The sequence below is a fragment of the Candidatus Symbiopectobacterium sp. NZEC127 genome (assembly GCF_025962675.1).
Classification (GTDB): Bacteria; Pseudomonadota; Gammaproteobacteria; order Enterobacterales; family Enterobacteriaceae; genus Symbiopectobacterium.
In genome coordinates this window covers 510,905-534,086 of sequence record NZ_JAGFPG010000002.1, presented here as the reverse complement: position 1 = coordinate 534,086, position 23,182 = coordinate 510,905, and the positions used below count along the sequence as shown (strand labels likewise).

Annotated in this window: 16 protein-coding genes; 7 read left to right on the top strand and 9 right to left on the bottom strand. The window is 53.5% G+C overall.

The window, feature by feature from the left end:
• Nucleotides 1–39: 39 nt before the first annotated feature.
• From J5069_RS12410 to J5069_RS12390, 5 genes are all read left to right on the top strand, one after another.
• Nucleotides 40–1,806, top strand: coding sequence for a TolC family protein (locus tag J5069_RS12410; RefSeq protein ID WP_264644171.1), 1,767 nt, complete (start codon nucleotides 40–42; stop codon nucleotides 1,804–1,806).
• Entirely contained in the window at nucleotides 1,806–2,552 is a 747-nt protein-coding gene (locus J5069_RS12405) for an efflux RND transporter periplasmic adaptor subunit (RefSeq protein WP_264644170.1), read from the top strand. The genes J5069_RS12410 and J5069_RS12405 overlap by 1 nt, the downstream gene beginning before the upstream one ends.
• A complete protein-coding gene (locus J5069_RS12400; protein WP_264644169.1) occupies nucleotides 2,549–3,904 on the top strand; it encodes an efflux RND transporter periplasmic adaptor subunit in 1,356 nt (451 codons plus the stop codon). Before J5069_RS12405 ends, J5069_RS12400 begins: the two co-directional genes overlap by 4 nt.
• Entirely contained in the window at nucleotides 3,904–6,033 is a 2,130-nt protein-coding gene (locus J5069_RS12395) for an HlyD family efflux transporter periplasmic adaptor subunit (RefSeq protein ID WP_264644168.1), read from the top strand. The genes J5069_RS12400 and J5069_RS12395 overlap by 1 nt, the downstream gene beginning before the upstream one ends.
• A 150-nt stretch (nucleotides 6,034–6,183) precedes the next feature.
• Nucleotides 6,184–6,774, top strand: a complete 591-nt coding sequence (locus J5069_RS12390) for a hypothetical protein (RefSeq protein WP_264644167.1) — start codon at nucleotides 6,184–6,186, stop codon at nucleotides 6,772–6,774.
• A gap of 43 nt (nucleotides 6,775–6,817) precedes the next feature.
• On the opposite strand, the gene J5069_RS12385 is transcribed toward J5069_RS12390, so the two are convergent.
• Genes J5069_RS12385 through J5069_RS12365 form a run of 5 tightly spaced genes read right to left on the bottom strand, consistent with a single transcriptional unit; the run spans nucleotide 6,818 to nucleotide 14,920 of the window.
• On the bottom strand, nucleotides 6,818–8,146 hold the full coding sequence (locus tag J5069_RS12385; RefSeq protein ID WP_264644166.1) for an HlyD family type I secretion periplasmic adaptor subunit: 1,329 nt from the start codon (nucleotides 8,144–8,146) through the stop codon (nucleotides 6,818–6,820).
• Nucleotides 8,146–10,248 carry a type I secretion system permease/ATPase gene (locus J5069_RS12380; protein ID WP_264644165.1) on the bottom strand — a complete coding sequence of 701 codons (2,103 nt, stop codon included), beginning with the start codon at nucleotides 10,246–10,248 and terminating at the stop codon, nucleotides 8,146–8,148. Before J5069_RS12380 ends, J5069_RS12385 begins: the two co-directional genes overlap by 1 nt.
• A gap of 12 nt (nucleotides 10,249–10,260) precedes the next feature.
• The gene (locus J5069_RS12375; RefSeq protein ID WP_264644164.1) at nucleotides 10,261–13,695 is read right to left on the bottom strand and encodes a calcium-binding protein; all 3,435 of its coding nucleotides are present in this window, start codon (nucleotides 13,693–13,695) and stop codon (nucleotides 10,261–10,263) included.
• A 32-nt stretch (nucleotides 13,696–13,727) separates the two neighbouring features.
• Entirely contained in the window at nucleotides 13,728–14,294 is a 567-nt protein-coding gene (locus J5069_RS12370) for a hypothetical protein (RefSeq protein WP_264644163.1), read from the bottom strand.
• Nucleotides 14,291–14,920 (bottom strand): hypothetical protein, encoded by a 630-nt coding sequence (locus tag J5069_RS12365; RefSeq protein WP_264644162.1) that lies wholly within the window; start codon nucleotides 14,918–14,920, stop codon nucleotides 14,291–14,293. The genes J5069_RS12370 and J5069_RS12365 overlap by 4 nt, the downstream gene beginning before the upstream one ends.
• Nucleotides 14,921–15,260: 340 nt before the next feature.
• Here J5069_RS12365 and J5069_RS12360 point away from each other — a divergent pair, with 340 nt between their 5' ends.
• The gene (locus J5069_RS12360; RefSeq protein WP_264644161.1) at nucleotides 15,261–15,638 is read left to right on the top strand and encodes a cytochrome b562; all 378 of its coding nucleotides are present in this window, start codon (nucleotides 15,261–15,263) and stop codon (nucleotides 15,636–15,638) included.
• 52 nt (nucleotides 15,639–15,690) lie between these two features.
• Here the strand turns inward: J5069_RS12360 and J5069_RS12355 are convergent, their stop codons facing one another.
• The 3 genes from J5069_RS12355 to J5069_RS12345 all read right to left on the bottom strand — a co-directional run bounded on the left by J5069_RS12355 (nucleotide 15,691) and on the right by J5069_RS12345 (nucleotide 17,790).
• Nucleotides 15,691–16,182 carry a GNAT family N-acetyltransferase gene (locus tag J5069_RS12355; protein ID WP_264644374.1) on the bottom strand — a complete coding sequence of 164 codons (492 nt, stop codon included), beginning with the start codon at nucleotides 16,180–16,182 and terminating at the stop codon, nucleotides 15,691–15,693.
• Nucleotides 16,183–16,389: 207 nt separating this feature from the next.
• Complete coding sequence (locus J5069_RS12350; protein ID WP_264644160.1) at nucleotides 16,390–17,049, bottom strand: metallophosphoesterase; 660 nt, start codon at nucleotides 17,047–17,049, stop codon at nucleotides 16,390–16,392.
• 312 nt (nucleotides 17,050–17,361) lie between these two features.
• The gene (locus J5069_RS12345) at nucleotides 17,362–17,790 is read right to left on the bottom strand and encodes a hypothetical protein (protein WP_264644159.1); all 429 of its coding nucleotides are present in this window, start codon (nucleotides 17,788–17,790) and stop codon (nucleotides 17,362–17,364) included.
• A gap of 350 nt (nucleotides 17,791–18,140) precedes the next feature.
• Between J5069_RS12345 and nifJ the strand changes: the two genes are divergently transcribed.
• Nucleotides 18,141–21,674, top strand: coding sequence for a pyruvate:ferredoxin (flavodoxin) oxidoreductase (gene nifJ / locus J5069_RS12340; RefSeq protein WP_264644158.1), 3,534 nt, complete (start codon nucleotides 18,141–18,143; stop codon nucleotides 21,672–21,674).
• 60 nt (nucleotides 21,675–21,734) lie between these two features.
• Here the strand turns inward: nifJ and J5069_RS12335 are convergent, their stop codons facing one another.
• Complete coding sequence (locus J5069_RS12335) at nucleotides 21,735–23,066, bottom strand: aminotransferase class I/II-fold pyridoxal phosphate-dependent enzyme (protein WP_264644157.1); 1,332 nt, start codon at nucleotides 23,064–23,066, stop codon at nucleotides 21,735–21,737.
• Between the last annotated feature and the right edge of the window lie 116 nt (nucleotides 23,067–23,182).

Below are 23,182 nucleotides of genomic sequence, written 5' to 3'. Positions count from 1 at the left end.
CCGACAGAGAATAAACCCATTACAAGAGGGAATAACCCGGTGAATCAGCACACAGCCACTTTCTGGGATAGCCAGCAACACCACCATCAGTCTGTCACTGCCGTGCCGCAACGGCTTTCTGGCACCAAAGCACTGCGCATCGCCGTCACCCTTGCCTGCATCGGGCTGGCGGGTTGCGCGGTCAAACCGCAACCGATCAGCACCGAACAGCAGGTGGCGCAGGCGCTGAGCGACAGAACGCAGATGTTCGCCAATCAGGAACCGGTGCGCGGCACCATTACGCTGGAAGAGGCCATTGCGCGCGCATTGAAATACAACCTGCAACAGCGCGTTGCGCTGCTGGAACAGGCCATGGAAGATAACCTGCTCGGCGTGCAGAATCTGGATATGCTGCTGCCTAAACTGACTGCCCGCGCCGGGATGCAAACGCGCGACAGCGCTTCCGCTTCCAGCAGTAAATCTATCTCTAGTGGAAAAACATCTCTGGAGCCTTCCACCAGTCAGGATCAAACCACGCGCACCGCCGATCTGTCGTTAAGCTGGAACGTATTGGATTTCGGCATCAGCTACTTTAACGCCAAGGTGCAGGCCAACAAATCTCTGGCAGCAGAAGAGCGCCGCCGTCGCGTGGTGGCCGATATCACCCGGCAGGTGCGCACCGCCTACTGGGAAGCCGCCACCGCCCAGCGTTTACAACCGGAAGTCACCACCGCACTGACGCAGGCCCGCCAGACGCTGGACTATGCACGCCAGACCGAACAACAACGCCTGTTGGCTCCTGTGGAGGCGCTGCGCTTCCAGAAAAACATGCTGGAGATGGTGCGTCAGCTAGAGATCGTCGACAGCGATCTGGTGGTGGCGAAATCGCGTCTGGCAGCGTTGATGAACCTGCCGCCCTCCAGCAAATTCGACCTTGTAGTGCCGAGTGAAAGCAGTCTGGTGGCACCGAAGATCGCCTATTCGCTCGACGATCTGGAAAACTTCTCCATGGTGAAACGTCCCGAAGTGCGCGAAGAGGGCTATCTGGCACGTAACAGCGTGCTGGAAACCCGCAAGTCGCTGCTGCGTCTGCTGCCGGGTGTCTCGCTGTTTGCCGGTGTGAACAGCGACAGCAACAGCTATCTGGTGAATCAGCAATGGGCCAGCGCCGGGGTTCAGGTCAGCGGCAATCTGCTTAACGTGCTGTCGTGGTCGTCGGTAAAACGTGCCGGTGAAGCCAATGAAGATCTGGCAGAAGTGCGCCGTCAGGCATTGCGTATGGCGGTGCTGACGCAGGTGAACGTGGCCTGGCAGGAATACCAACAGAGCACACGCATGTTTGGTCGCTATCAGGAACTGGCGCGCATCCAGCGCGGTATCCTGAATCAGACCGTACTGAGCGTGCAGCATCGGGCAGAAACCCAGATGGAACAGGTACGGGTCAGTACCGAAACCATTCTCACCACGCGCGCACGCGATCGCAGCTTTGCCGACGTACAAAACGCACTGGGTGCGGTATACCAAGCGGCGGGGTTGGATGTGTTGCCGGATAACGTCAACGATGTCAGCCTGGCGGCATTGAGCAACAGCATCTCCCGCACCACGGGCGCGCTGGAAAAAGGCGGTGTCGCCGTTCCGCGCCTGTCGCTGGCAGCGGCTACGCCAGCGGCACCTGTCGTCGCGCCCCATCCGGCCCCCTTGCCAACCGCTGCCACGGTGAGAACGCCAACCCCCACAGCAGCATCAGCGGCGGCCAAACCGTATCGCGTGGTTAACACCGATATGTGGGATAACCTGCAATCCCTTCAGGCGGGAGGCTCGCGGTAATGATGAGCAGCATGATGCGACCGCTGCTGCTGGCAAGCACGCTGGTTCTGCCCCTGTGGGGGCAGGCCGCGCAGGGGGATATTCGCGTTCAGCTCAGCGCGCAGCGCTATAGCGTATTATCGAGCGAAATCGCCGGAAAAATCACCGACATTACCGTGAAAGAAGGTGAACACTTTAAGCAGGGAGATACCCTACTGACCTTCGACTGTACGGTGTTGCGTGAGAAATTGAACTACTCCAGCGCGGCGGAAAACGCCGCGCGTAAAAAGCTGGCTATCGCCGACCGCCTCGACAAGCTCAACGCCATCAGCCTGTCTGAGGTGGATCAGGCGCGCTCCACCGTCTCCATGGCACAGGCGGAGAGCGGCGTGAATCGCGCCATGTTGCAACGTTGCGCCATCAAAGCGCCGTTCTCGGGGCGAGTCACCGAAACCAAGGTCAAGCGCTGGGAATCCGTGCCGGAAGGCAAAGAGCTACTGGCTATCTATGACGACAGCGCCTTTGAGCTGGAGATGATCGTGCCTTCTCGCTGGCTGGTGTGGCTGAAACAGGGCAGCCCGTTTCAGGTAACGCTGGATGAAACCGGGTTAACCTACCCAGCGGAAATTAGCCGTATCTCCTCCTCGGTGGAGCCGGTAAGTCAGTCAGTGAAAGTGTTTGGTCGTTTGGCCCAGCCAAGCGCAGGCTTACTGCCGGGCATGAGCGGTGTCGCGCAGATAGCAGCGCCAGACGGCAGCACGCCATGAATCGCCCAACCGCCGCTCCTGCGGCACCTACCGAGCAAGACCCACAGCTCACGCTACTGGCCGAATTGCTGCAACTGCAACGGCGTGCCCGCGCGCGTGAAACATCTGATGAGTTGGCGTTTTTTATCGTCAATGAAACCCATTCGCTGGTGAAATATCGTCAGGCGCTGTTGTGGAGCAACGAGCAGCAGCGGTTACAGGCGGTCTCGGGATTGGCCTCGCTCGATCACAATGCGCCCTTTTGCAGCACCTTTAGTCGGTGGTGCCGCCAGTGGCAGGCAGAACAGCGCCAGAGCGGTACGCTACGCTGTCAGGATCTGCCGGTTGAGGATCAGGCGTTATGGCATGAACATCTGCCCGAACACCTGTTGTGGCTGCCATTGCGATCGGCGCAGGGGGAAACCACACTGACGCTGATTCTGGCACGCGAAACCCCGTGGCTGGCAGCGGAGATCCTGCTGCTGGACACGCTGGCAGAACCTTACGCCCACGCCTGGTCCAGCTTGCATAAACAGCGCCGCGCGACGCCAACACACCCGAAAAAACGCCGCATCGTGCTGTGTAGCGCCGTGGCATTGGCGTTAGTGATGTTGATCCCGGTGCGCCAGTCCGTGTTGGCCCCGGCAGAGATTGTGGCGCATCAACCGGTGATGGTGCGCGCGCCTGTCGCGGGCGTAGTCGATGATATTCTGGTGCGCCCCAATCAACCCATCCGAGCCAATCAGCCCCTGGCGCGGTTGGATGCACGCGAACTGGAAAACCGGCTGGAAGCCGCGCGCCAGACGTTTGCCACCGCCGATGCCCAGTATCGTCAGGCGCAACAACAGGCGCTGTTTGATGCCAACAGCAAGGCCAGTCTGGCGGTTCTGCAAAGCCGCCGCGAGCAGGCGCAAAGCGAGCGAGATTTTCTCCTGCGTCAACTGGAGCGTATGCAGTTGACCTCACCGCGCGATGGCGTGGCGGTGTTTGACGATGCCAGTGAATGGATTGGCCGTTCCGTAGCGGTCGGAGAGCGGATCATGATGATCGCCGATCCGAAAGATGTGGAACTGGAAATCCAACTGCCCGCTGCGGATGCGATTGCGCTGGAAACCGGCGCGGATGTGCGGCTGTTCCTGAATGTCGCCCCCAATGCCGCTCAGGAGGCGCAACTGACGCAAATCGGTTATCGTGCGGCGCTCACGCCGGATAACGTGATGGCCTACCGCCTGCGCGCCCGCTTTACCGAGGACGATGCGCAACGGCGCGTCGGGCTAAAGGGCACGGCCAAGCTGTACGGTAAGCGCACGCTGCTGGTCGCTTACCTGCTGCGCAAACCGCTGGCGACGCTGCGCGTCTGGCTGGGGGTCTGATGCTGCCGGGAACCCCTTCCGCGACGCCACTCAGTCCGTTACGGGATGAGCTGATTTTGCATAAAGGCCCGGCGAACCGCGATGGTTCCCCCAGTTGGACGCTGGAAGATCCGCTGCGCGGCCTCTATTTTCGTATCGGATGGCCGGAGATGGCAATGCTGTCGCGCTGGTCACTGGGTGACGCCGCACGCATTATTACAGATATCCAACAGGCGTCGACGCTGGCGCTGGATGAAAGTGATGTGCACTATTTCAACCACTTTCTGCAAACCAACAGCCTGACGCGCGTCAGCGGTGATAAAGCACTGGCGCAATTTTCTCAGCAAGTGCAGCGCTCGCGGGTATCACTGTGGCGCATGTTATTGAAGAACTATCTGTTCTTCCGTATTCCCCTGTGGCACCCGGACCGTTTTCTCAGCGCTACGCTGCCCTGGGTCTCGCTGTTCTATCGCCGCTCATTCTTAACGCTGACGATACTGGCTGGCGTGCTGGGGCTGTTTCTCGTCGGACGGCAATGGGACACCTTCACCCACACTTTTTTGCACTTTTTCACGCTGGAAGGTGCCGCACTGGCCGGGCTTACGCTGTGCGTTACCAAGATCCTGCACGAATTCGGCCATGCCTACGCCTGTAAACACTTTGGCGCACGCGTCGCCACCATGGGAGTGGCGTTTCTGGTGATGATGCCGATGCTCTACACCGATACCTCCGGGTCGTGGAAACTAACGCGGCGGCGTCAACGCATCACCATCGGTGCCGCCGGTATGCTGACTGAACTGGCGTTAGCCGCCTGGGCTACCCTGGCCTGGAGCTTCCTGCCGGATGGCATGCTGCGCAGCGCTGCCTTTATGCTGGCTACCACCACCTGGATCATGACGCTGGCGGTCAACCTAAGCCCGCTGATGCGGTTCGACGGTTACTTTTTGCTGTCGGATGCCTTGCAGGTACCCAACCTGCAACAGCGCGGCTTTGCCATGGGCCGCTGGCAGATGCGCGAGTGGCTGTTTGGCCTTGGGGATGCGCCACCCGAGATGTTTCCCCGCTGGTTGCAACGCACGCTGGTCGGCTATGCCTTTACCGTATGGGTTTACCGCCTGTTCCTGTTTACCGGTATCGCGATTCTGGTCTATCACATGGCGTTTAAGCTGTTGGGCATGCTGTTGTTTGCCGTGGAGATCGGGGTTTTCGTGGTGATGCCCATCGTCAATGAGCTGCGCGCGTGGAGCCAACGTCGCAAGGACTACCGAATGAATCGCAATATGATAACCACCCTGACGCTCAGTGCCCTGGTACTGCTTCTCCTGCTGCTGCCCTGGCAACGAAACGTTTACGCGCCCGCCTTGCTGCGAGCAGAACAGCAAAGTAGCCTCTACACGCCGCTGCCCGCGATGCTCGCCGGTATCGCCGTACAGGTCGGCCAACCGGTACAGGCCGGGCAAGTGCTGTTTCAGCTTTCGTCGGAACCTTTAGCCCACGAGCGGCAGCAGTTGGAGCGACAAATCGCCACCTTGGAGTGGCAAAGCACATTCCAGTTGTTCAATAAAGAGGCCGCGGGCGACCACCTGCGCGTCAAGCAAGAACGGGATGCCGCACAACAGCGTTTACAGGTGCTGTTGCGCCAATCCGAGCAGTTGACGGTGCGCGCCCCGATGGATGGCGTGGTGGCAGATATGGGCACACCGCTGTCTGAAGGCGAGTGGCTTGGACAAGGTGAATGGCTGGCCGTCGTCACTCAGCCCGTTGGCGGGCTGGTAGAGGCTTTCGTTTCTGAGAAAGATTGGCAGCGCCTGCGCATCGGTAATTCCGGTACGTTTTACGCTCAGGATGTTAACCACGAAGCGATGCCCGTCACCGTTGCCGACATTGACAGCACTGCCGCACGCGATCTGAACAACGTGCCGGAGCTGGCTTCCATCTACGGCGGAGCAATCGCCACCCTGAGTGATGGACAGCGTAAACTCCACCCGGAACAGGCGGTATATCGCGTCCTGCTACGACTACCGCCTGATTTTCACGCACCGGGACAGGTACTACGCGGCACGGTAGTGATGGAGGGCGAAGCGCAAAGCCTGTTGGTGCGCGGCTGGAAACTCGCGTCGGCAGTATTGATTCGCGAGCTCTCTTTTTAAACCATCCGTTGACACAACCCACGGTAAGAAAAACTACTGTAGGGCGTGATTTTCCCAGCCAGCACCAATACCACATGGAACGTTTTCAGAAAGAAAACAAGTGGCTATAGCGCATACTAGTCTCTAATCAGGAACAACAAGGAAGATGACATGATTATCACGCTCTATAAGTCCCCGAGCCTCAGCCCCCTGATAGCACCGACTGAGCACAAGGAAAAACAGTTTCCGAGCAAGATAGCGCCGTACCGGATTAAAAAGATTGAAAACAACCTGCTCCCCCTGCTGACAGCCCAACGAGAGCGTTTTCTGTTTCGCACCACCAGGAAACACCCTTGTTTGAAAAGCGTGTACCGCTGTGCAGTTAAAGAAGGCCATGAGGGCCGCTGCCAGGCGATCGGTATTGCGGTCACCTCAGTCGATGACATTTTTAAAAATACCAAACTGAGAGGAACCGCGACACGCATCTGTCAAAAAACACCCCGTAACAACAAGCTCCCGCAGGAAAAAGACCCGGCTATCGCGCTACGCGGTAAAAAATTTATCGAAACCTTTTTAGAGCACAAAACACCGCTGGACGAAGAAACCTACATCACCGCCCTTGGCATCGGTTACCAACTCAAGAAACTTAAGTTCGATCCGCCGCTCACGGATATGTTTGCCCATGTATGGCATGAGCGGGAGCAGTTGTTAACCCCGTTGGCCGTGACGCAATCAAAAGCACATTCACGAAAACAAAGATAATACCCTCTGACAGATGATTTTATGGGCTGTTAATCGCGTATTTTCAACGCTGCTTGCCCACATCGTGCAGCGCCTCCATTGCCGGGCTGATGAGATAGCTAAGGAAAGTCCTTTTACCGGTTTTGATTTCCGCAGTCACCTGCATACCGGGTTCCAGTTGCCATTCGTCAGACCCTACTCGCAACGAACGATGCTTAAGTGCAATGACCGCGCGATAAACCAATCCAAGCGCCTTATCCTCTGTGGCATCCGCAGAGATATTCTGTAGCGTGCCATCTACCCAGCCGTAGCGCGTAAAATCAAAGGTGTTGATTTTTACCGTTACCGACTGCCCCACGCGCAAAAAGCCCACATCCTGATTTTTGATCATGACTTCTGCCACCAGTTCGCTATCGACGGGGACAACCTTGAGCAGCTCCTGAGGTGGCTCGACGGCCCCTCCTGCATCGCGGAAAGCCAGCGAGTCAACGATACCCTCTACGGGTGAGCGCAACGTGTATTGTGCTATTTGGGCGTTAATCTGTTTGAGTTGGCTCGCCAACAGATGATTTTCATGTTCACGTTCCGCTATATTCTGGGCTACCGAATTGATTTTTTTCGCCTCCGCGCTGCTTTGTTCCTGTTCCAACTGCGTCAGGCTACGGCGGCTTTCTTCCTGGTTTGCCGCTACGCCATCGACAGCATGGTGCGCCTCCAAATATTCCTTTTTAATCTCTAATAAGCTGTCGCGGCTGGTTATTTTTTTTTGATACAGGCTCTCTATCGCCTGATATTGCTCTTTAAAAACCATTAACTGCTCTTCAGCCAGCCGTTGGCGAGAGTGATGTCCCATCATTTTTGCGTGTAACACCGCCTTTTTACTTTCATAGACCTCTTTTTCGTACCGATCGTTTTCCACCTCGGTTATCAGCAGGGCTGCGAGCTGGTCTGCTAGCTGGGTATCTTCACGGCGGTAACGATCAGGAAATACGGTGGACCACGTTTGTCCGTTGTAATACCGGTTGAGTTTATCCAGTCGCACAAGGTGAAAACGATTTAGCTTCTGCCTCAGCCGCAACTCTTCGGCCCGCTCATCCAGATGCTGGCTATTCAGTTTAATGAGTGCCTGTCCTTGCTTAACGGCCATACCGTCGCGTACCAACACGCTGGCAACTTCTGCCGTGACCGCCGTGCTGACAGGCCGAGACAGTTCCCTCACCGCCACCTTGCCGTGAGTCACTGCCACAATATCGACCTTTCCAAGGGCCGACCACAGCACGGCAAGGATGAGTGATACCATGATGACCCATAAAATTGCTCTGCCTACAGGAGAGGGCGGTGTTTCCTGGATTTCAATTACCGCAGGAAGAAATTCACGATAGTGCGCTTTCATCACGCCTCTCCCTGCTGCAAGGCATACAGTCGGGCATACAGCCCCCCCGACGCCAGAAGCTCGTCATGCGAACCCTGCTCGCTCACCTTGCCTGACACCATGGCAATGATACGGTCAGCACGGCGCACCGCCGATAACCGATGCGCAATAATGAACACCGTTCTGCCACGGCATATTTCAGCCATATTGTTCTGAATCACGCGTTCTGATTCATAATCCAGTGCGCTGGTGGCCTCATCCAGGATGAGAATCCTAGGCTGAGTGATAAGGGCTCGTGCAATACCGATACGCTGTTTTTGCCCACCGGAAAACAGGTTGCCTTGCTCACCAACCGGGGTGTCGTACCCCAGCGGTAGCGCGCTGATAAACTCATGCGCACCGGCCAACGTGGCCGCCGAAATAACCTGTTCGATGGGCGAGTTAGGCAACGCTAACGCAATATTGTCGCGCACAGTGCCAGAAAAAAGCTGTGTCTCCTGCAATACCACACTGACACTTCGCCGCAGCCAATGCGGATCGGTATGGGCAATGTCGGTGTCATCAATAAAGATCTGCCCAGACGAGGGAAGATAAAGACGTTGTATCAGCCGAGCCAGGGTACTTTTACCCGAACCAGAGCGACCAACAATGCCAATGATTTCACCTGCCTGCACGGATAAGTTGAGGCCATCCAATACGGGGGGCGCATCAATACGGTAGGAAAAGCGGATATCAGCAAAACGCACGGTCCCGTGTATTTCCGCAAGCGTTACGCCACTTTGTTGCTGTTGCTCGGGCGGCACATTCAGAATGTCTCCCAGGCGTTTAACGGAAATAGAAACTTGCTGCACATCCTGCCACAGTTGCACCAGACGTAAGATGGGGCCAGTAACGTGTCCGGCAAACATATTAAAGGCAATAAGCCCTCCAACCGTCATTCCCCCCTCAATCACCAGCCGAGAGCCATACCACAAAATAACCACGCTGGTGATTCTGCTGATAAAACGCGATATCTGATTCGCGATATTGCTCAAGTTGCCAGTTTTAAAGCAACTGCTGACAAACGCCGCCGTCTGTTCATCCCAGCGACGCGTCAGGTGATGCTCGACGGACATCGCCTTGACGGGTTCAATGGCAGTAATACTCTCAACCAGAAAAGCCTGATTTTTCGCCCCCTGCCGAAACTGATCCTCTAATCGATTCCGTAGTGGTCGTGTAATGACAGCCGACAAAACAATGTAAGGCAGCAGGGATATCAGGACGACAACGGTCAAAGAAAGGCTATACATCGCCATGACCACAAAAAAGACCACAGTGAATAACAGATCCAACCCTAACGTCATTGCACTGCCGGTCAAAAACTCCCGTACCGTTTTGAGCTCATGCACCCGTGCGACGGTCACCCCAGTCTGACGCCCACGAAACCATCCCAACGGAAGCGACAACAGATGACGATAGAGCAGCGAACTTAACGTGGCATCAATACGCTGCGAGGTATGCGCCAACTGGTAGTTGCGTAACCCATCCAGCACCACATCCGCCAACGTGACACAAATCATCCCCAGTGCCAGCACATCCAACGTCGACACACTTTGGTGTGCCAATACCTTATCCACGACAATCTGAAAAAATAAGGGAAGAATCAGTGCCAATATCTGAATAAAAAAAGAGGCGAGCATGATCTCAACCACCAGGCTTTTATAGCGAATAAAAGCCTGAGCGAACCAGCGCAGATTAAATTTCTGAGCCAAATTGTCAGAGAAAAAACGCCGGGTGAACATAAAACCGCTTACTGTCTGCCCCTGAGCAGGATGGAAAATTTCAGATCGATCGCGAGATATCTCTTGTATCAGCCACTTTCCCTCTTTAACGGCCAGCAGTAAGACATACCCTTTTTCCGGAAAATAAACTAAAGCAGGTGTGGGCATGTCATCAGAAACCGTGATGCGGGCTTGATAGCGACAGCGAAAGCCACAGTGACGAGCAGCACGAACCAGTTGCACGTTAATATCATGGTGGGTATCAGTTCCGAACTGCGCTTGTAATGCCTCTATGTTTACGGCGATACCGTAATATCCCACGATCGATGCCAATCCTTGCCACACGTATTTATCTTGAGACATGCCCTGCCTCCATTAATACGCGAGAGAAGATTGCTGGCGATGCTGATCTGATGGTGCCGTTGCTAACGGCAGCGAGACGGAAGAGACACTGGCATCATCCTCTTCATCCCAACCCATAAACTGGACGATATCTTGTTTCATCAAAGCGACAGACCGTTGCAGACGCCCTTTCTTGCCAGTAGGCAATGCTTGCCCGGATTCAATATGATTGAGAATATCCGTTGACTGCCATTGCGTACCGTCAGCAAATTCAATGCGTTCTATCTGATATCGTGGTGCGCTAAAGAATTCTTGGATCGTCACGCTATCCTTGCTGTTCTGGAACAACAGCGCCAGATCGTTGGCCTTGCTGTAGCTTGAACCACTACGGCGTTGTAGTGTTACTTGTTGCGGAGTGATGCCCTTACTAAGCTTAAGCACATCAACATCGCCAGATTCACTGCTGTGTTCTGCAATAACATCCTGGCCACCACCACGGCTAAACAAGTAGGTGTCGCTGCCACTTCCTCCCTCAAGATGATCCTTACCCGTACCGCCTGAGAGTATGTCATTGCCCGTTCCACCTTTGAGGCGGTCGTTCCCGTTTCCTCCCATCAACTTGTCGTTACCACCATCCCCCTCAAGCCGGTCATCGCCTTTGCCACCTGTCAGACAATCGTCACCCGTACCACCCTCCAACGTGTCATTGCCCTCATCACCGGTCAGCACATCATTACCTGCCCCGCCGTCCAACCTGTCAGCACCACTGCCCCCCACCAGCCTGTCGTTACCATTTTCGCCCCTCAATACATCATTTCCCGCTCCGCCATCCAGCGTATCGTCACCCGTGCCGCCCTCCAGAGTGTCATCCCCCGCATCCCCGTACAGACTGTCTTTTCCCTTGTTGCCATACAGGCAGTCATCTCCCCCACCGCCGTGTATCTCACTCCCTTCTTCATAGCCCCACAGCGTCTGCGCCTCTTCTGTACCTCGCAGCAGCATTGCTTTTAGGGTATCCACATCCCATGCGGTACCCTCAGCAAACTCGACGCGCTCTATCTGATGTCGTTTCTCATAAAAAAAATCTTTGACCGTTACCCTGTCATCACCGGAAGCCAAACTGAGCGCCTTGGAGCTCGTCAATCCGCCTCGCCGCGCCACCACCACCTGTTCCGGGCTTATTCCCTCACCGAACCGCAGCACATCTACATCGTCAGATTCACTGCTGGTCTCAGCAATCACATCCTTTCCATCCCCCCGATTGAACAGGTAAACATCGCTGCCGCTTCCCCCTTCGAGATAGTCATCACCTGCACCGCCCACCAGAATGTCATCCCCTCGGCTTCCCTCAAGCGTGTCGTTGTCGCTCCCCCCGATAAATGTCCGCTGCGGCGGGAATCCAATACGTTCTTGTTCGGCACTGAATGTGGGATGATAAGAAAAAAAGGAATGGAATGCATTGCGGAGCCTTAAATGCGCTACCACGTCAGTCCCTTTAAGTTGGTTGAGATGTGATTCAAACGCGTCAAAATTCAGTGTCAGGCCACTGAAATCGGGTTTTATATCCACAGCGATCAAAGCAAATTCATTGCGGTACAAGGTCTGTGCCAGCAGACACGCTTCGGTGTGCTGGGCAAACTTACGGTATTCTGCTTTTAACAATCCAGCGGAGCCAATAAAGGGATTGGTATCGCCACTCCACTGGTGTTTAAAGCCCTTGCCCGACGCCCGTTCCAGCACCGCCAATTGGCGCGCATCAATATAATGACCACGACTTTTAGGATCGATATCCGTAACACCCGCCCAGGAAAAGAGTATTTTCTCCATTTTTCCAGCCTGTTGAGCGGCTTGTGGGTCTGCTGCATAGTCTTCAACCAAAGCGCGGAGCGTTGGGCTCTGACTCATCGCCACATGCAAATCCGCCATATTGCCGAAACCGCGAATGTGCGGCAGTCGCCGAATGTCTTCTCCGACGCTGATGTCTCCGGTATATCTCGTATGCCCTTTATTAGCAGTAAACCAGACATCACTTGCCTGGCCTTTTGTGCCATCGCTATAAGTGATACTGCCGACCTGCCTGTGCGCATGGTCTTGAGCGTCCACGAAGGAGGAGGGTTTCCAGTGAGTATCTATAGATGTCACGCCCACCTGTTTAGGTGTAAATAATTCTCCTTCATCTACGTTGGCGTCACTGTTAAGATCGCGCCATACCTGCAATTTCTGCCAACTGATATCCTTGGCATCCAGTACGCCATCCCCGTTATCATCCTGTTCCTTAAGGGCCAGAAAACCATGGTCTGCCAGCTTGCCGTCTTTCAGGCGGGCATGATTACCAAACAGTTCACGACCCGTATCAATACGCCCATCGCCATTACGATCCAGCACCAACAGACCATCATCCGGTCTTACCCATCCAGTGCTTTCCGCGAACATATTCTCATCGTGATCGAAAAAGACGCCTTTCGACAGGGGAAGCGTTTCTATTCCATCTCCATCGAGATCGAGAATAATAGGGTCGACTGCCGTTTCGGAATCCCCCGTATCGGGTCCCTCCGGTGGCCCAAAAATATCGGGCAGCCCGTCCAGTGGTGGCATTAATCCCCCTGGGCCGAAAGGGCTGGCATTCAACCCCGTTAATGCACCGTCAAGGAGCTTGTTCATTGCCTCCTGAAGCGGGCCGTTCAGGAGATTGCGCAGATATCCCAACGCTTCTTGCAGGTATTTGCGCGCGGATGGGCTCCCTTCTTGTGCCATTGGGGCGAGATGATTACCGATCCTGCCCAGTTGGTGCTGCAACTGACTGACCAGATGTTTTGACAGTGCCGCTGCCGCATCGATATTCGCCTGTGGACGAGGTTCTGTTAACGATTTCAGATAGTTTTCCAATTGATCCTGAACGGCATCACGTGCACCGTTCAGGATATCGTTGACGGCACCACTCAGGGTCTTTTGAGTCTGTGTGCCGAGTTGTTCCACGCGCTCATCCAGTCTGTCCTTGGCATCCAGCGTGTCTTCCAGGGTATTGTGATTATTCAGCCCCTTAATGCGATCGGCCACGCCAAAAGGCGTTTGCAGCCCCGCTAAATAATCGATTCCACCACTTTGTAATATCTGGTTTGCTGCCGTGGTGCAGTTTGCATCACCGTTTCCATCCGGTGTGAGATCGTAGCCAGGCTGGCGTTGCTTAAACTGCTTAATGCTTTGCATCATCTGCCGGTATTGTGTTTCGGTCAGGGGAATGGTTTTGGTTTCTGTTGGGGGTCTGTGTCCTAGCGCATTTCTATCCTCAACAAGCCCTTCCGCATCTTTTCCCCGGATATTGTTGTCAAACCAGCCATTTTTTGGTGTAAAACCAAAATAATCTGCATCAGCAGAACCATCATTGAATTTTAGCCAGCTATGAATAACCCCGCCTTCAGGATTATCGAGAATCTTTGAATCATTCATTACGGTAACTGAATAGGACATAGATCCACCTCAATATTTTAAGGGTAAATGATTTATTTGTACCTGACGCGTACAAAATAAAGCGTATAATCGGTAAACTCAGGATAATGACTGAAAATTTCAGGACGAATCAGGTAGCGCCCTTGATGCGGTATATCAACAGCAGGATAGAGTTCACCCAATTCATCTTCATCAATGATATATAGTGACGAAAAGGTTTTAGTCTTTTCCTGAGTAGGAATAAAAATTTCCTGAACCAGGATATTTTCCTGTAAATCAAAAACAAGAATACGCCCTTCTAAATCGTATAAAGCTTTTCTATGAACCTCTCGTTCCCTGGTAAAACGCTCATTAAAATCAACAATATTATTAATTTCTTCCCCAGGAGAAAAAAGAATATCCAATTGATACTTCCCAGACTTTTCCGCATATAGCACAAACTGTCTGGCCAATATCTTTTCCGCTTTGGGCGGTGCCAATACCATAGGGGAATTGATATCCTCGGCATACCCTGCCAACGGTGCCATTAATGCCACAAGAAACACGATAACGTGTAAAAAGGCATGCCATGGGAAAGGGTTATTCAACGTTTTTTTCAGCGTCCCTGTGCGGTTTATCATTGCGTATCCTTACGCAGAAAGTAACCGTGAAAGAAGTCACGCACTTTGGCATAGAAGGATGCTGAACGGCCCACAGGTTCAAAAATCAGGGTATAATCAGTGAATACCGGGTCCTGGCTGATAATTTCCGGGCGGAATATATAGCGCCCGGTGCGAGATATCTCAATCACATCATAGCTTGCGCCTAAGAGTTCTTCATCAATCAGATATTCAGAAGCAGGGTTCCATTTATTGTCTTTTGAAGGGAGTGTAATTTCTTTAAACAGGGTCCTGTAGTGAAAATCATAGAGGGAAATTTTCCCTGACAGTGCCTGAATGACCTTACCATGCACCTCTCGTTTCTTTTTTAATCTTTCCTCTTTATTTTCAATCGCAATGACGTCAATTCCGGGAAAAACAAGAATACCAATTCGGTACTTTCCGGGTTTTTCAGCCTCAACCACTAACTGCCTACCCTGCAATTTTTTATTCCCCCTAATAATCTGTGTATCTGAAGAAGAATTATTCTTAGCAAACAACGAGATCGGAAGCATGCACACGATTAAAAATAAGATGACGCGTTGATATTTATGCAAAAGAGAATAGAAATCATTGATTTTCACCTCGCCCTCATTAAGCATCATCATTCAACCACCTTTTATCTAAACAGATATTGTTTTCACCTTTCACTATTTTATTGACACATAGAATAATGCTTAAAAAGCTTACTTTTTTCGCACTTTATTCAGTTTTTCAATAATCGCTCTATTTGATTAAATAATCGTCAAACAAAAATTAATAAAAAATGAGACTCCGTAGCATAGAATTCCTACAAAAAGAGGATGTCAGACAAGATTTTTTTCTTATGCATTGAATGAGATATACCATTTGACCCCGTTCACAGACTCATGAATACTCTTTCACATAACAATAACAAAACGTCAAGGGTATCCCTTCCGTTAAAGCATCACCCAACAGGAGTAAGCAATGAAAAGAGCAATGATCGCAGTAAGCATCGCACTGGCGAGCGTCACGCTGGCACTGCCGCTGGCCAGTCAGGCATCGGTGAAAGAGGAAATGCGTGCGATGGCGGGCAGTTACAAAGGGGCTAACAGCGCCAGCGATGCGGCATCGCTAAAATCTGAATTGCAGACCATGAAGGAACACGCCACCAAGGCCAAAGCCGATCCGGAATTTAACAAAGGGCCTGACAGCCAGGTGTTTAACGAAGGGTTGGGCAAGCTGATTACGCAAATCGATGATGCCATTGCGCTGGTAGATGCAGGAAAATTATCTGAAGCGAAAACCGCGACAGACAACCTGAAAAAAACCCGCGCGGAGTACCACAAAAAGCTCGGTGTGTAACATTCGTCCGGTGGCCTCTCAGCGGGCCACCGGATCGCAAGCAGGGTTCAATTCACGCTCTTACGTGCTTACGCAAAAAGTTCTCAATGCCTTGTTCGTCCAAACGGTAGCGAATCCATTCACTTTGTGCGTTAGCACCAATACTGTCGTAAAAATCGATAGCAGGCTGGTTCCAATCCAGTACGCTCCACTCCAGGCGACCACAACCTCGCTCTTTGGCCAATTTTGCTACATGTGCCAACAACGCTTTGCCCGCACCATGCTGACGGAAACGTTTGGCTACATAGAGATCTTCAAGATAAATACCGTTCTTTCCCAGCCAGGTGGAATAACTCATAAAGAATACCGCGTAGCCAACCGGTACCCCGTCAATGGCGCAAATTAAGGCTTCCGTGCGCGTATCAGGGCCAAACAGCGTTTTTTCAATGTCTTCCCGCGTCGCAATCACTTGATTACGGGCAAGTTCATATTCCGCCAGCTCAATAATCATATCCAAGATCGCGCCCGCATCAGCTTTCTGAGCGGGATAAATGGTTATATTCATCATCCTTTCCTATTATAAACGCCAACATTGCCTCCTGATGCTACCTTAGAGAGGTTGCAGTATGAACAGCATTTTGTTCATTGGGCGATAATAATCACGCCACGGCGCTATCTCGAACGAGAATATCAGCGTGAACAGGGTTAAATAGTGCGAAGAGGGATAACCGGGCATGCAAGAAAGCAAGCAAAGCGCAGAAAAGGCATCCTGCTAGCGCAAGCGCACCATGGAAAGGGATCCACCGTACACGGCCCCCGTATCGAGATAGATCTGATTGGCATACGCGCACACCTTTTTAAGCGGCGTGTGTCCGAAGATAAAACGATCAGCCCCCTCGATCCGTTGATAGTCGCCAGCCTGGGCTTGGCGCAACCGCGTACGCCCCCACACGACGTCATCCACATCGACCGGTAGATCCAAACCATAACGAGCAGACGGATAATCCGCGTGAGCAATAACATAAAGGCGCGTTTGCACGTTGACTTCCAGAACATGCGGCAATGACGCCGACAGATGGATCAGTCGATCGATGGAATGACGATGTACCGGACTCAAGTCGAAATACCAGCCACCACCATTGTTGCGCCAGCAATCGCTACTCTCTCCTTGCAACACCGCTTGCGCCATACACTCATGATTGCCTGTCACCGAAATGAACCAGGGCGCATCCAACAGAGCCAGACACGCAGGGCTGTCCGGGCCGCGATCGATAAGATCGCCGACAGCAATCAGCAGATCACAACGTTCATCAAATTTTCGTGCAATCAGTTGCTGCTTCAATTGTTGATAGCAGCCATGAAGATCCCCAACCACCCACACATGGCGATAATCATCTCCACGAATACTGCGGTAGCGAACAACCTCTTGCATTTTCCCCTCCAGCACTGCAATGACGCCTTAAAAGAGTGTCGCGCGCCAGCGGCGCTGTTCATGCAATCAAGGAGTAAAAACCACAAAATCGCAAAATCACACAGACACACATAATTATGCGTAACAGATCGCAGTCGACCAGCATGAAAAATATCCGAGACATGAAAAATAGCGATTTTTATAACAAAGGAACGCCGGGTCATGCGGTGTTGTTATTGATAATACAGGCCTGATAATGCCCTGGAGGGAAGTCGAGAAAGGGATTCACACCGCCACACCGAAAGCCGGGATGGCGGCAACGCAGTTAGGGGGCTAAGCGGCGTAAAGCGCCTCCACCGCCCGATCGCATTCAGGTACAGCAAATTTTGCATAGTGCAACGCATGGTGCACCTGTTGTTTGTCACTCTCGGGATAAACCTGCGTATCCAGCAGCAGCGCCCCAATCGCTTGCGCATCCAGCATCGTGAAGGTGGTCCGAAGCGCCAGAGCGATATCAGGCCCGCCATAACACATATTGCGCAATAACACCGCCAATTCATGGGCGACGATCTTTCCCTGATAAACCGTATACAGTACATCGGCAATCAGTTTGGCATTTAATACACTAATGCGGGAAATATCATGATAGTGCCCGCCCAATGCCTGAATCATATGCTCGACGGCCTGCGTCGGCGTTTTCCCCTGATCGCGCAGAGACGTTAACGCCGTAACGAGTTTGTTCTGCAACTCATCTGCCATCATCCTGTCCTCTTATTATGCCCCTGGTCAATGGTTTTGCATCGCCGAGGTTTAGGTAACATATCGCATTTTTTGTCAGGGCAATATCGGTTTAAGAGAAAAATTAACAATTTTCAATATAGCGGCGTTACTCACTGATTTTTATTGATATCCCTATTTTTTATGTGGTTCTGATGCCCTCCGCAAGATAGGCGGTAACGGGGTTATGTGATACATTCTCCTGCAAAGATGCTCATTTGCGCGAATTTATCCATCTGAGCACATTATGGTTCATCCAAACCCTTTTCTCTGATGCGATAATGCAAAAAAGCAATCGTATTTCATTTTGTGAGCAAGCAAGTTAAGGTTAAATCATGATCACCACTGACGGTAACAGCGCAGTCGTTTCTGTAGCCTGGCGAGCAAACGACGTCATCGCCATCTACCCGATAACCCCAAGTTCTTCCATGGCTGAACAAGCTGCCGCGTGGTCGAGCGATGAACGTAAGAACTTGTGGGGAGATCCCCCCCGGGTGATCGAAATGCAGTCGGAAGGCGGTGCGATTGCCACCGTGCACGGGGCGTTGCAGACGGGTGCGCTGGCGACATCGTTTACCTCATCGCAGGGATTGCTGCTGATGATCCCGACGCTCTACAAGCTGGCCGGACAGTTAACCCCTTTCGTGCTGCACGTTGCCGCCCGTACCGTTGCCACCCATGCGCTCTCCATTTTCTGCGATCACTCTGACGTGATGGCGGTGCGCCAGACGGGCTGCGCCCTGCTTTGTGCCAACACCGTGCAAGAAGCGCAAGATTTCGCCTTGATTGCACACATCGCCACGCTCAACAGCCGCGTGCCCTTTATCCATTTCTTCGACGGTTTCCGCACTTCACATGAAATTAATAAAGTGGAACCGCTTAGTGATGAAGTCTTGCTAAAACTGCTGCCTCAAGATGCGATTGCCGCGCACCGTGAGCGAGCGCTTACACCAGAACGTCCGGTGATCCGTGGCACCGCCTCCAACCCAGACACCTTCTTCCAGGCGCGCGAAGCCACCAACCCGTGGTACAACAACACCTACTCTCACGTTGAGCAGGCGATGGATGCCTTTGCTGAAGCCACCGGGCGTCGCTATCAACCGTTTGAATATTACGGACACCCGGAAGCAACGCGCGTGATTGTGCTGATGGGATCGGGCGTAGGCACGTGCGAAGAGGTGGTGGACTCCCTGCTGACCCGCGGTGAAAAAGTAGGCGTGCTTAAAGTGCGTCTGTATCGCCCGTTCTCGGCACAGCACCTGCTCGCCGCCATTCCGCACACCGCGCAGAGCATCGCCGTGCTCGATCGCACCAAAGAGCCCGGAGCCCTGGCAGAACCGCTTTATCTGGATGTGATGACCGCACTGGCGGAAGCCTTTTCCCGTGGCGAACGTGCCACGCTGCCGCGCACCATTGGTGGCCGCTACGGCTTGTCATCCAAAGAGTTCACACCGCAGTGTGTGCAGGCTATTTTTAATGAGTTAGCACTTGCTAACCCAAGGCCACGTTTCACCGTGGGTATTTATGATGATGTGACCCACCTTTCACTGCCGTTGCCGGAGCAACACTTCCCCTCCAGTGCCGGATTGGAAGCGCTGTTCTACGGACTCGGCAGCGATGGCACCGTTTCCGCCACCAAAAATGCCATCAAAATTGTGGGTTCCAGCACACCGATGTTTGTGCAGGGCTATTTCGTCTACGACTCCAAAAAAGCGGGCAGTCTGACGGTATCGCACATGCGCGTGGGCCCGCACCCGATCAATTCGGCCTATCTGATCGATCAGGCTGATTTTGTGGCGTGCCACCAGTGGCAGTTTATCGATAAGTACGCCATGGTCGAACGCTTGAAACCCGGCGGTATCTTCCTGATTAACACCCCTTACAGCGCCGACGATCTGTGGCACCGCCTGCCACAAGAGGTGCAAGCCGGGCTGAATCAACATCAGGCAAAGGTCTATTGCATCAATGCGGCAAAAATTGCCCGTGAATGTCAGTTGGGTGCACGTATCAACACCGTGATGCAGATGGCGTTCTTCCATCTCTCGCAGATTTTGCCTGGTGACGTGGCGGTAGAGAAACTGCGTAACGCCATCGAAAAGAGCTACGGTAGCAAAGGTGAAGAGCTGGTCGCGCGCAACTGGAAGGCGCTGGAAGCCACGCTGGCAGCGCTGGAATCCGTTGCGCTGGAAGCGGTTAATCCAGACAGCCCGCAGCGCCCGCCCGTGGTGTCCGATGCTGCGCCGGACTTCGTTAAAACAGTGACGGCAACCATGCTGGCCGGACTGGGCGACACCTTACCCGTTTCCGCCCTGCCGCCCGATGGCACCTGGCCCACCGGCACCACTCAGTGGGAAAAACGCAACATCGCGGAAGCCATTCCGCTTTGGAAACCAGAGCTGTGCACGCAGTGTAACCACTGTGTCGCCGCCTGTCCGCACTCGGCTATCCGTGCCAAAGTGGTGCCTGCCGAGGCGATGAGCAACGCGCCCGATTCACTGCAATCGCTGGATGTGAAAGCACGTGATATGCGTGGTCAGAAGTACGTACTGCAAGTTGCCCCGGAAGATTGCACGGGATGTAACCTGTGCGTCGAGGTGTGCCCGGCGAAAGACCGTCAAAACCCTGAGATCAAAGCCATCAATATGGAGTCCCGCCTGGATAACCTGAGCGTGGAAAAAACCCACTTTGATTTCTTCCTGCAATTGCCGGAAATCGACAAGAACAAGCTGGAACGTATCGATATCCGCACGTCACAGTTGATTACGCCGCTGTTCGAGTACTCGGGTGCCTGTTCCGGTTGTGGCGAAACGCCATATATCAAACTGTTAACGCAGCTCTATGGCGATCGTTTACTGGTAGCCAACGCCACCGGGTGTTCGTCTATTTACGGTGGCAACCTGCCTACCACGCCGTGGACCACCGATGCCAATGGACGCGGACCCGCCTGGGCCAACTCGCTGTTTGAGGATAACGCCGAATTTGGTTTAGGTTTCCGTCTCAGCGTGGATCAACATCGCCAGCGCGCCTTGCGTCAGCTCTTGCAGTTGGCACCGCAACTCCCCGCCGATCTGGTAAGCGCCTTGCAGGAAGAGAACATTGCGCCGGATCTGCGCCGCCAGCAAATTGCACAGCTGCGTGAACAGCTTGCCAGCCTCAATGAACCGGCAGCGCGGGAACTCAGCCACGATGCCGACCACCTGGTGGACAAATCCGTTTGGCTGATTGGCGGTGACGGTTGGGCCTATGATATTGGCTACGGTGGTCTGGATCATGTGATGAGCCTGACAGAAAACGTCAACGTGCTGGTGCTGGATACCCAGTGCTATTCCAATACCGGCGGCCAACAATCCAAGGCAACGCCGTTGGGTGCGGTCACCAAATTTGGTGAAAAAGGCAAGCGTAAGGCGCGTAAAGATCTGGGTATCAACGTGATGATGTATGGCCACGTTTATGTTGCGCAGATTTCACTGGGAGCACAGCTTAACCAAACGGTGAAAGCGATTCAGGAAGCAGAAGCCTGGCCTGGCCCGTCACTGATTATTGCCTACAGCCCCTGTGAAGAGCACGGCTACGATCTGGCGTTCAGTCACGATCAGATGCGTCAGCTGACGGCTACCGGATTCTGGCCGCTCTATCGCTTCGATCCGCGTCGTGTGGAAGAAGGCAAACCGGCGTTGGTCACGGATTCCCGTCCGCCCTCCAGCAGCCTGAGCGAGACGCTGCTGAAAGAGCAACGCTTCCGTCGGCTGAATACGCAAATGCCGGAAGAGACCGCGCGGTTGTATGAAGAAGCGGAACTGGATCTGCGGCGTCGCTTTGATTTCCTGACGATGATGGCAGGCAAAGCAGAGAAGAACTCGCAAGAATAAGGCCGTGCTGCCCGACGAGATCCTCAGTGCAAGCCGAGGATCTCGTCGGGAAAATGGGCGTTAGCGAAAGATCTGGCTGACGGCTTCGGCCACGGGTTCTACCAGATGATCGGGCAGTTGGCAGATGCTGAGCCGAATAAACTGCCCGCTTTTTACTCCAGCCCGCTCCCCCGGTTGCACGGCAATACCGCGTGCGGCCAATGTCACCAACGCATAACGCTCCGAAGGCACCGGTAACCAGATACAGAGCCCGTCGTTTTCAGGCACATAAATACCGCGCCGTGCTAGTGCATCGGCTAACGCCTGTCGCCGCTGGTGATAAACCTCTTGCGCATGCGCGATGCTCTGCTGAGTTTGTGCATCCGTCAATAAATAGGCCAGCGCCCCTTGCAGTATTCTGCTGCTCCATCCCGCGCCAAAATGTCGGAAGGATTGAATCTGCCCCATACAGGTTTTGCTGCCCGATATCACTGCCAAACGTAAATCCGGTCCATAAGCTTTCGAGTAGGATCGAATGTGCACCGTGCGATCGGGATAGTAGCGCCCCAGACTGATCGCCGCGTGTGTCGATAATTCGCCAACGCCATCATCTTCCAGAATCAACACATTGTCGTGGACAGCAAGCAGCGCGGCCAACTCGGCCAGCCGTTCCTGGCTCATGGCATTACCCGTGTGCGAATGCGTTCTGGGCTGGAAAATAAACGCCGTCGGTTTTTGCAGCAACGCTTGTTTTAGCGCTTCCGGTTCAGGGCCGTGCTCATCGCACTCCACCATAATGGCATTCATGCCCAGATGATCGAGCATATCCAGCACGCGCGCCGCGGTAGGGCTTTCGACGGCCACCGACGAGCCCGGAAACAGCAGTGCCTGCAATGCCAGATACATACCATCAAACCCACCATCCGAGGTGATAAACGCCTCCGCCGGATAAGGCCAATGGCGGCGCACCGTCTGTTCCAATTCCGGAATGATGGCAGTGCGCTGGTAGCTGTTCAAATTTGGGGCTAACAGACCATGGCATAGCGCGGCCGACAGATCAGGCAGCAATGCCGGGTCTGGCGCTGAAAGTGTCATATCGGCCAATATCGTGTTGCCAAAATTGCCGATCTTCTCGAAACGCTCGGGCCGAGGTGAAACATGTTGACCACACACCCACATCCCGGTTCTGCCGCGTCCGGCAATCACCTTCTGCCGCCGCAGTTGAGACCAGGCAGCCGAGATGGTTGCCGGGCTCACGCCCAGCACTTCAGCCAGTTCCCGAACTGACGGCAACTGGCTACCAATGGCGATGCGCTCTTCACGGATCAATGCAGCGATATCCATCGCAATCCCCCGAATCGTGGGGTTGGTAAGCATTCCTGCCAGCCAGTTAGGATCGATTTTTGTGGTCATAAAAAAATAATTTGTTCAATAACAAAAATCTTATTGTACACATACAAATGACGATCTAGTATCAAAAAAAGTCGCATTACGTATAAAAAGTGCGCAAATGTAAGCAAGCGAATAAT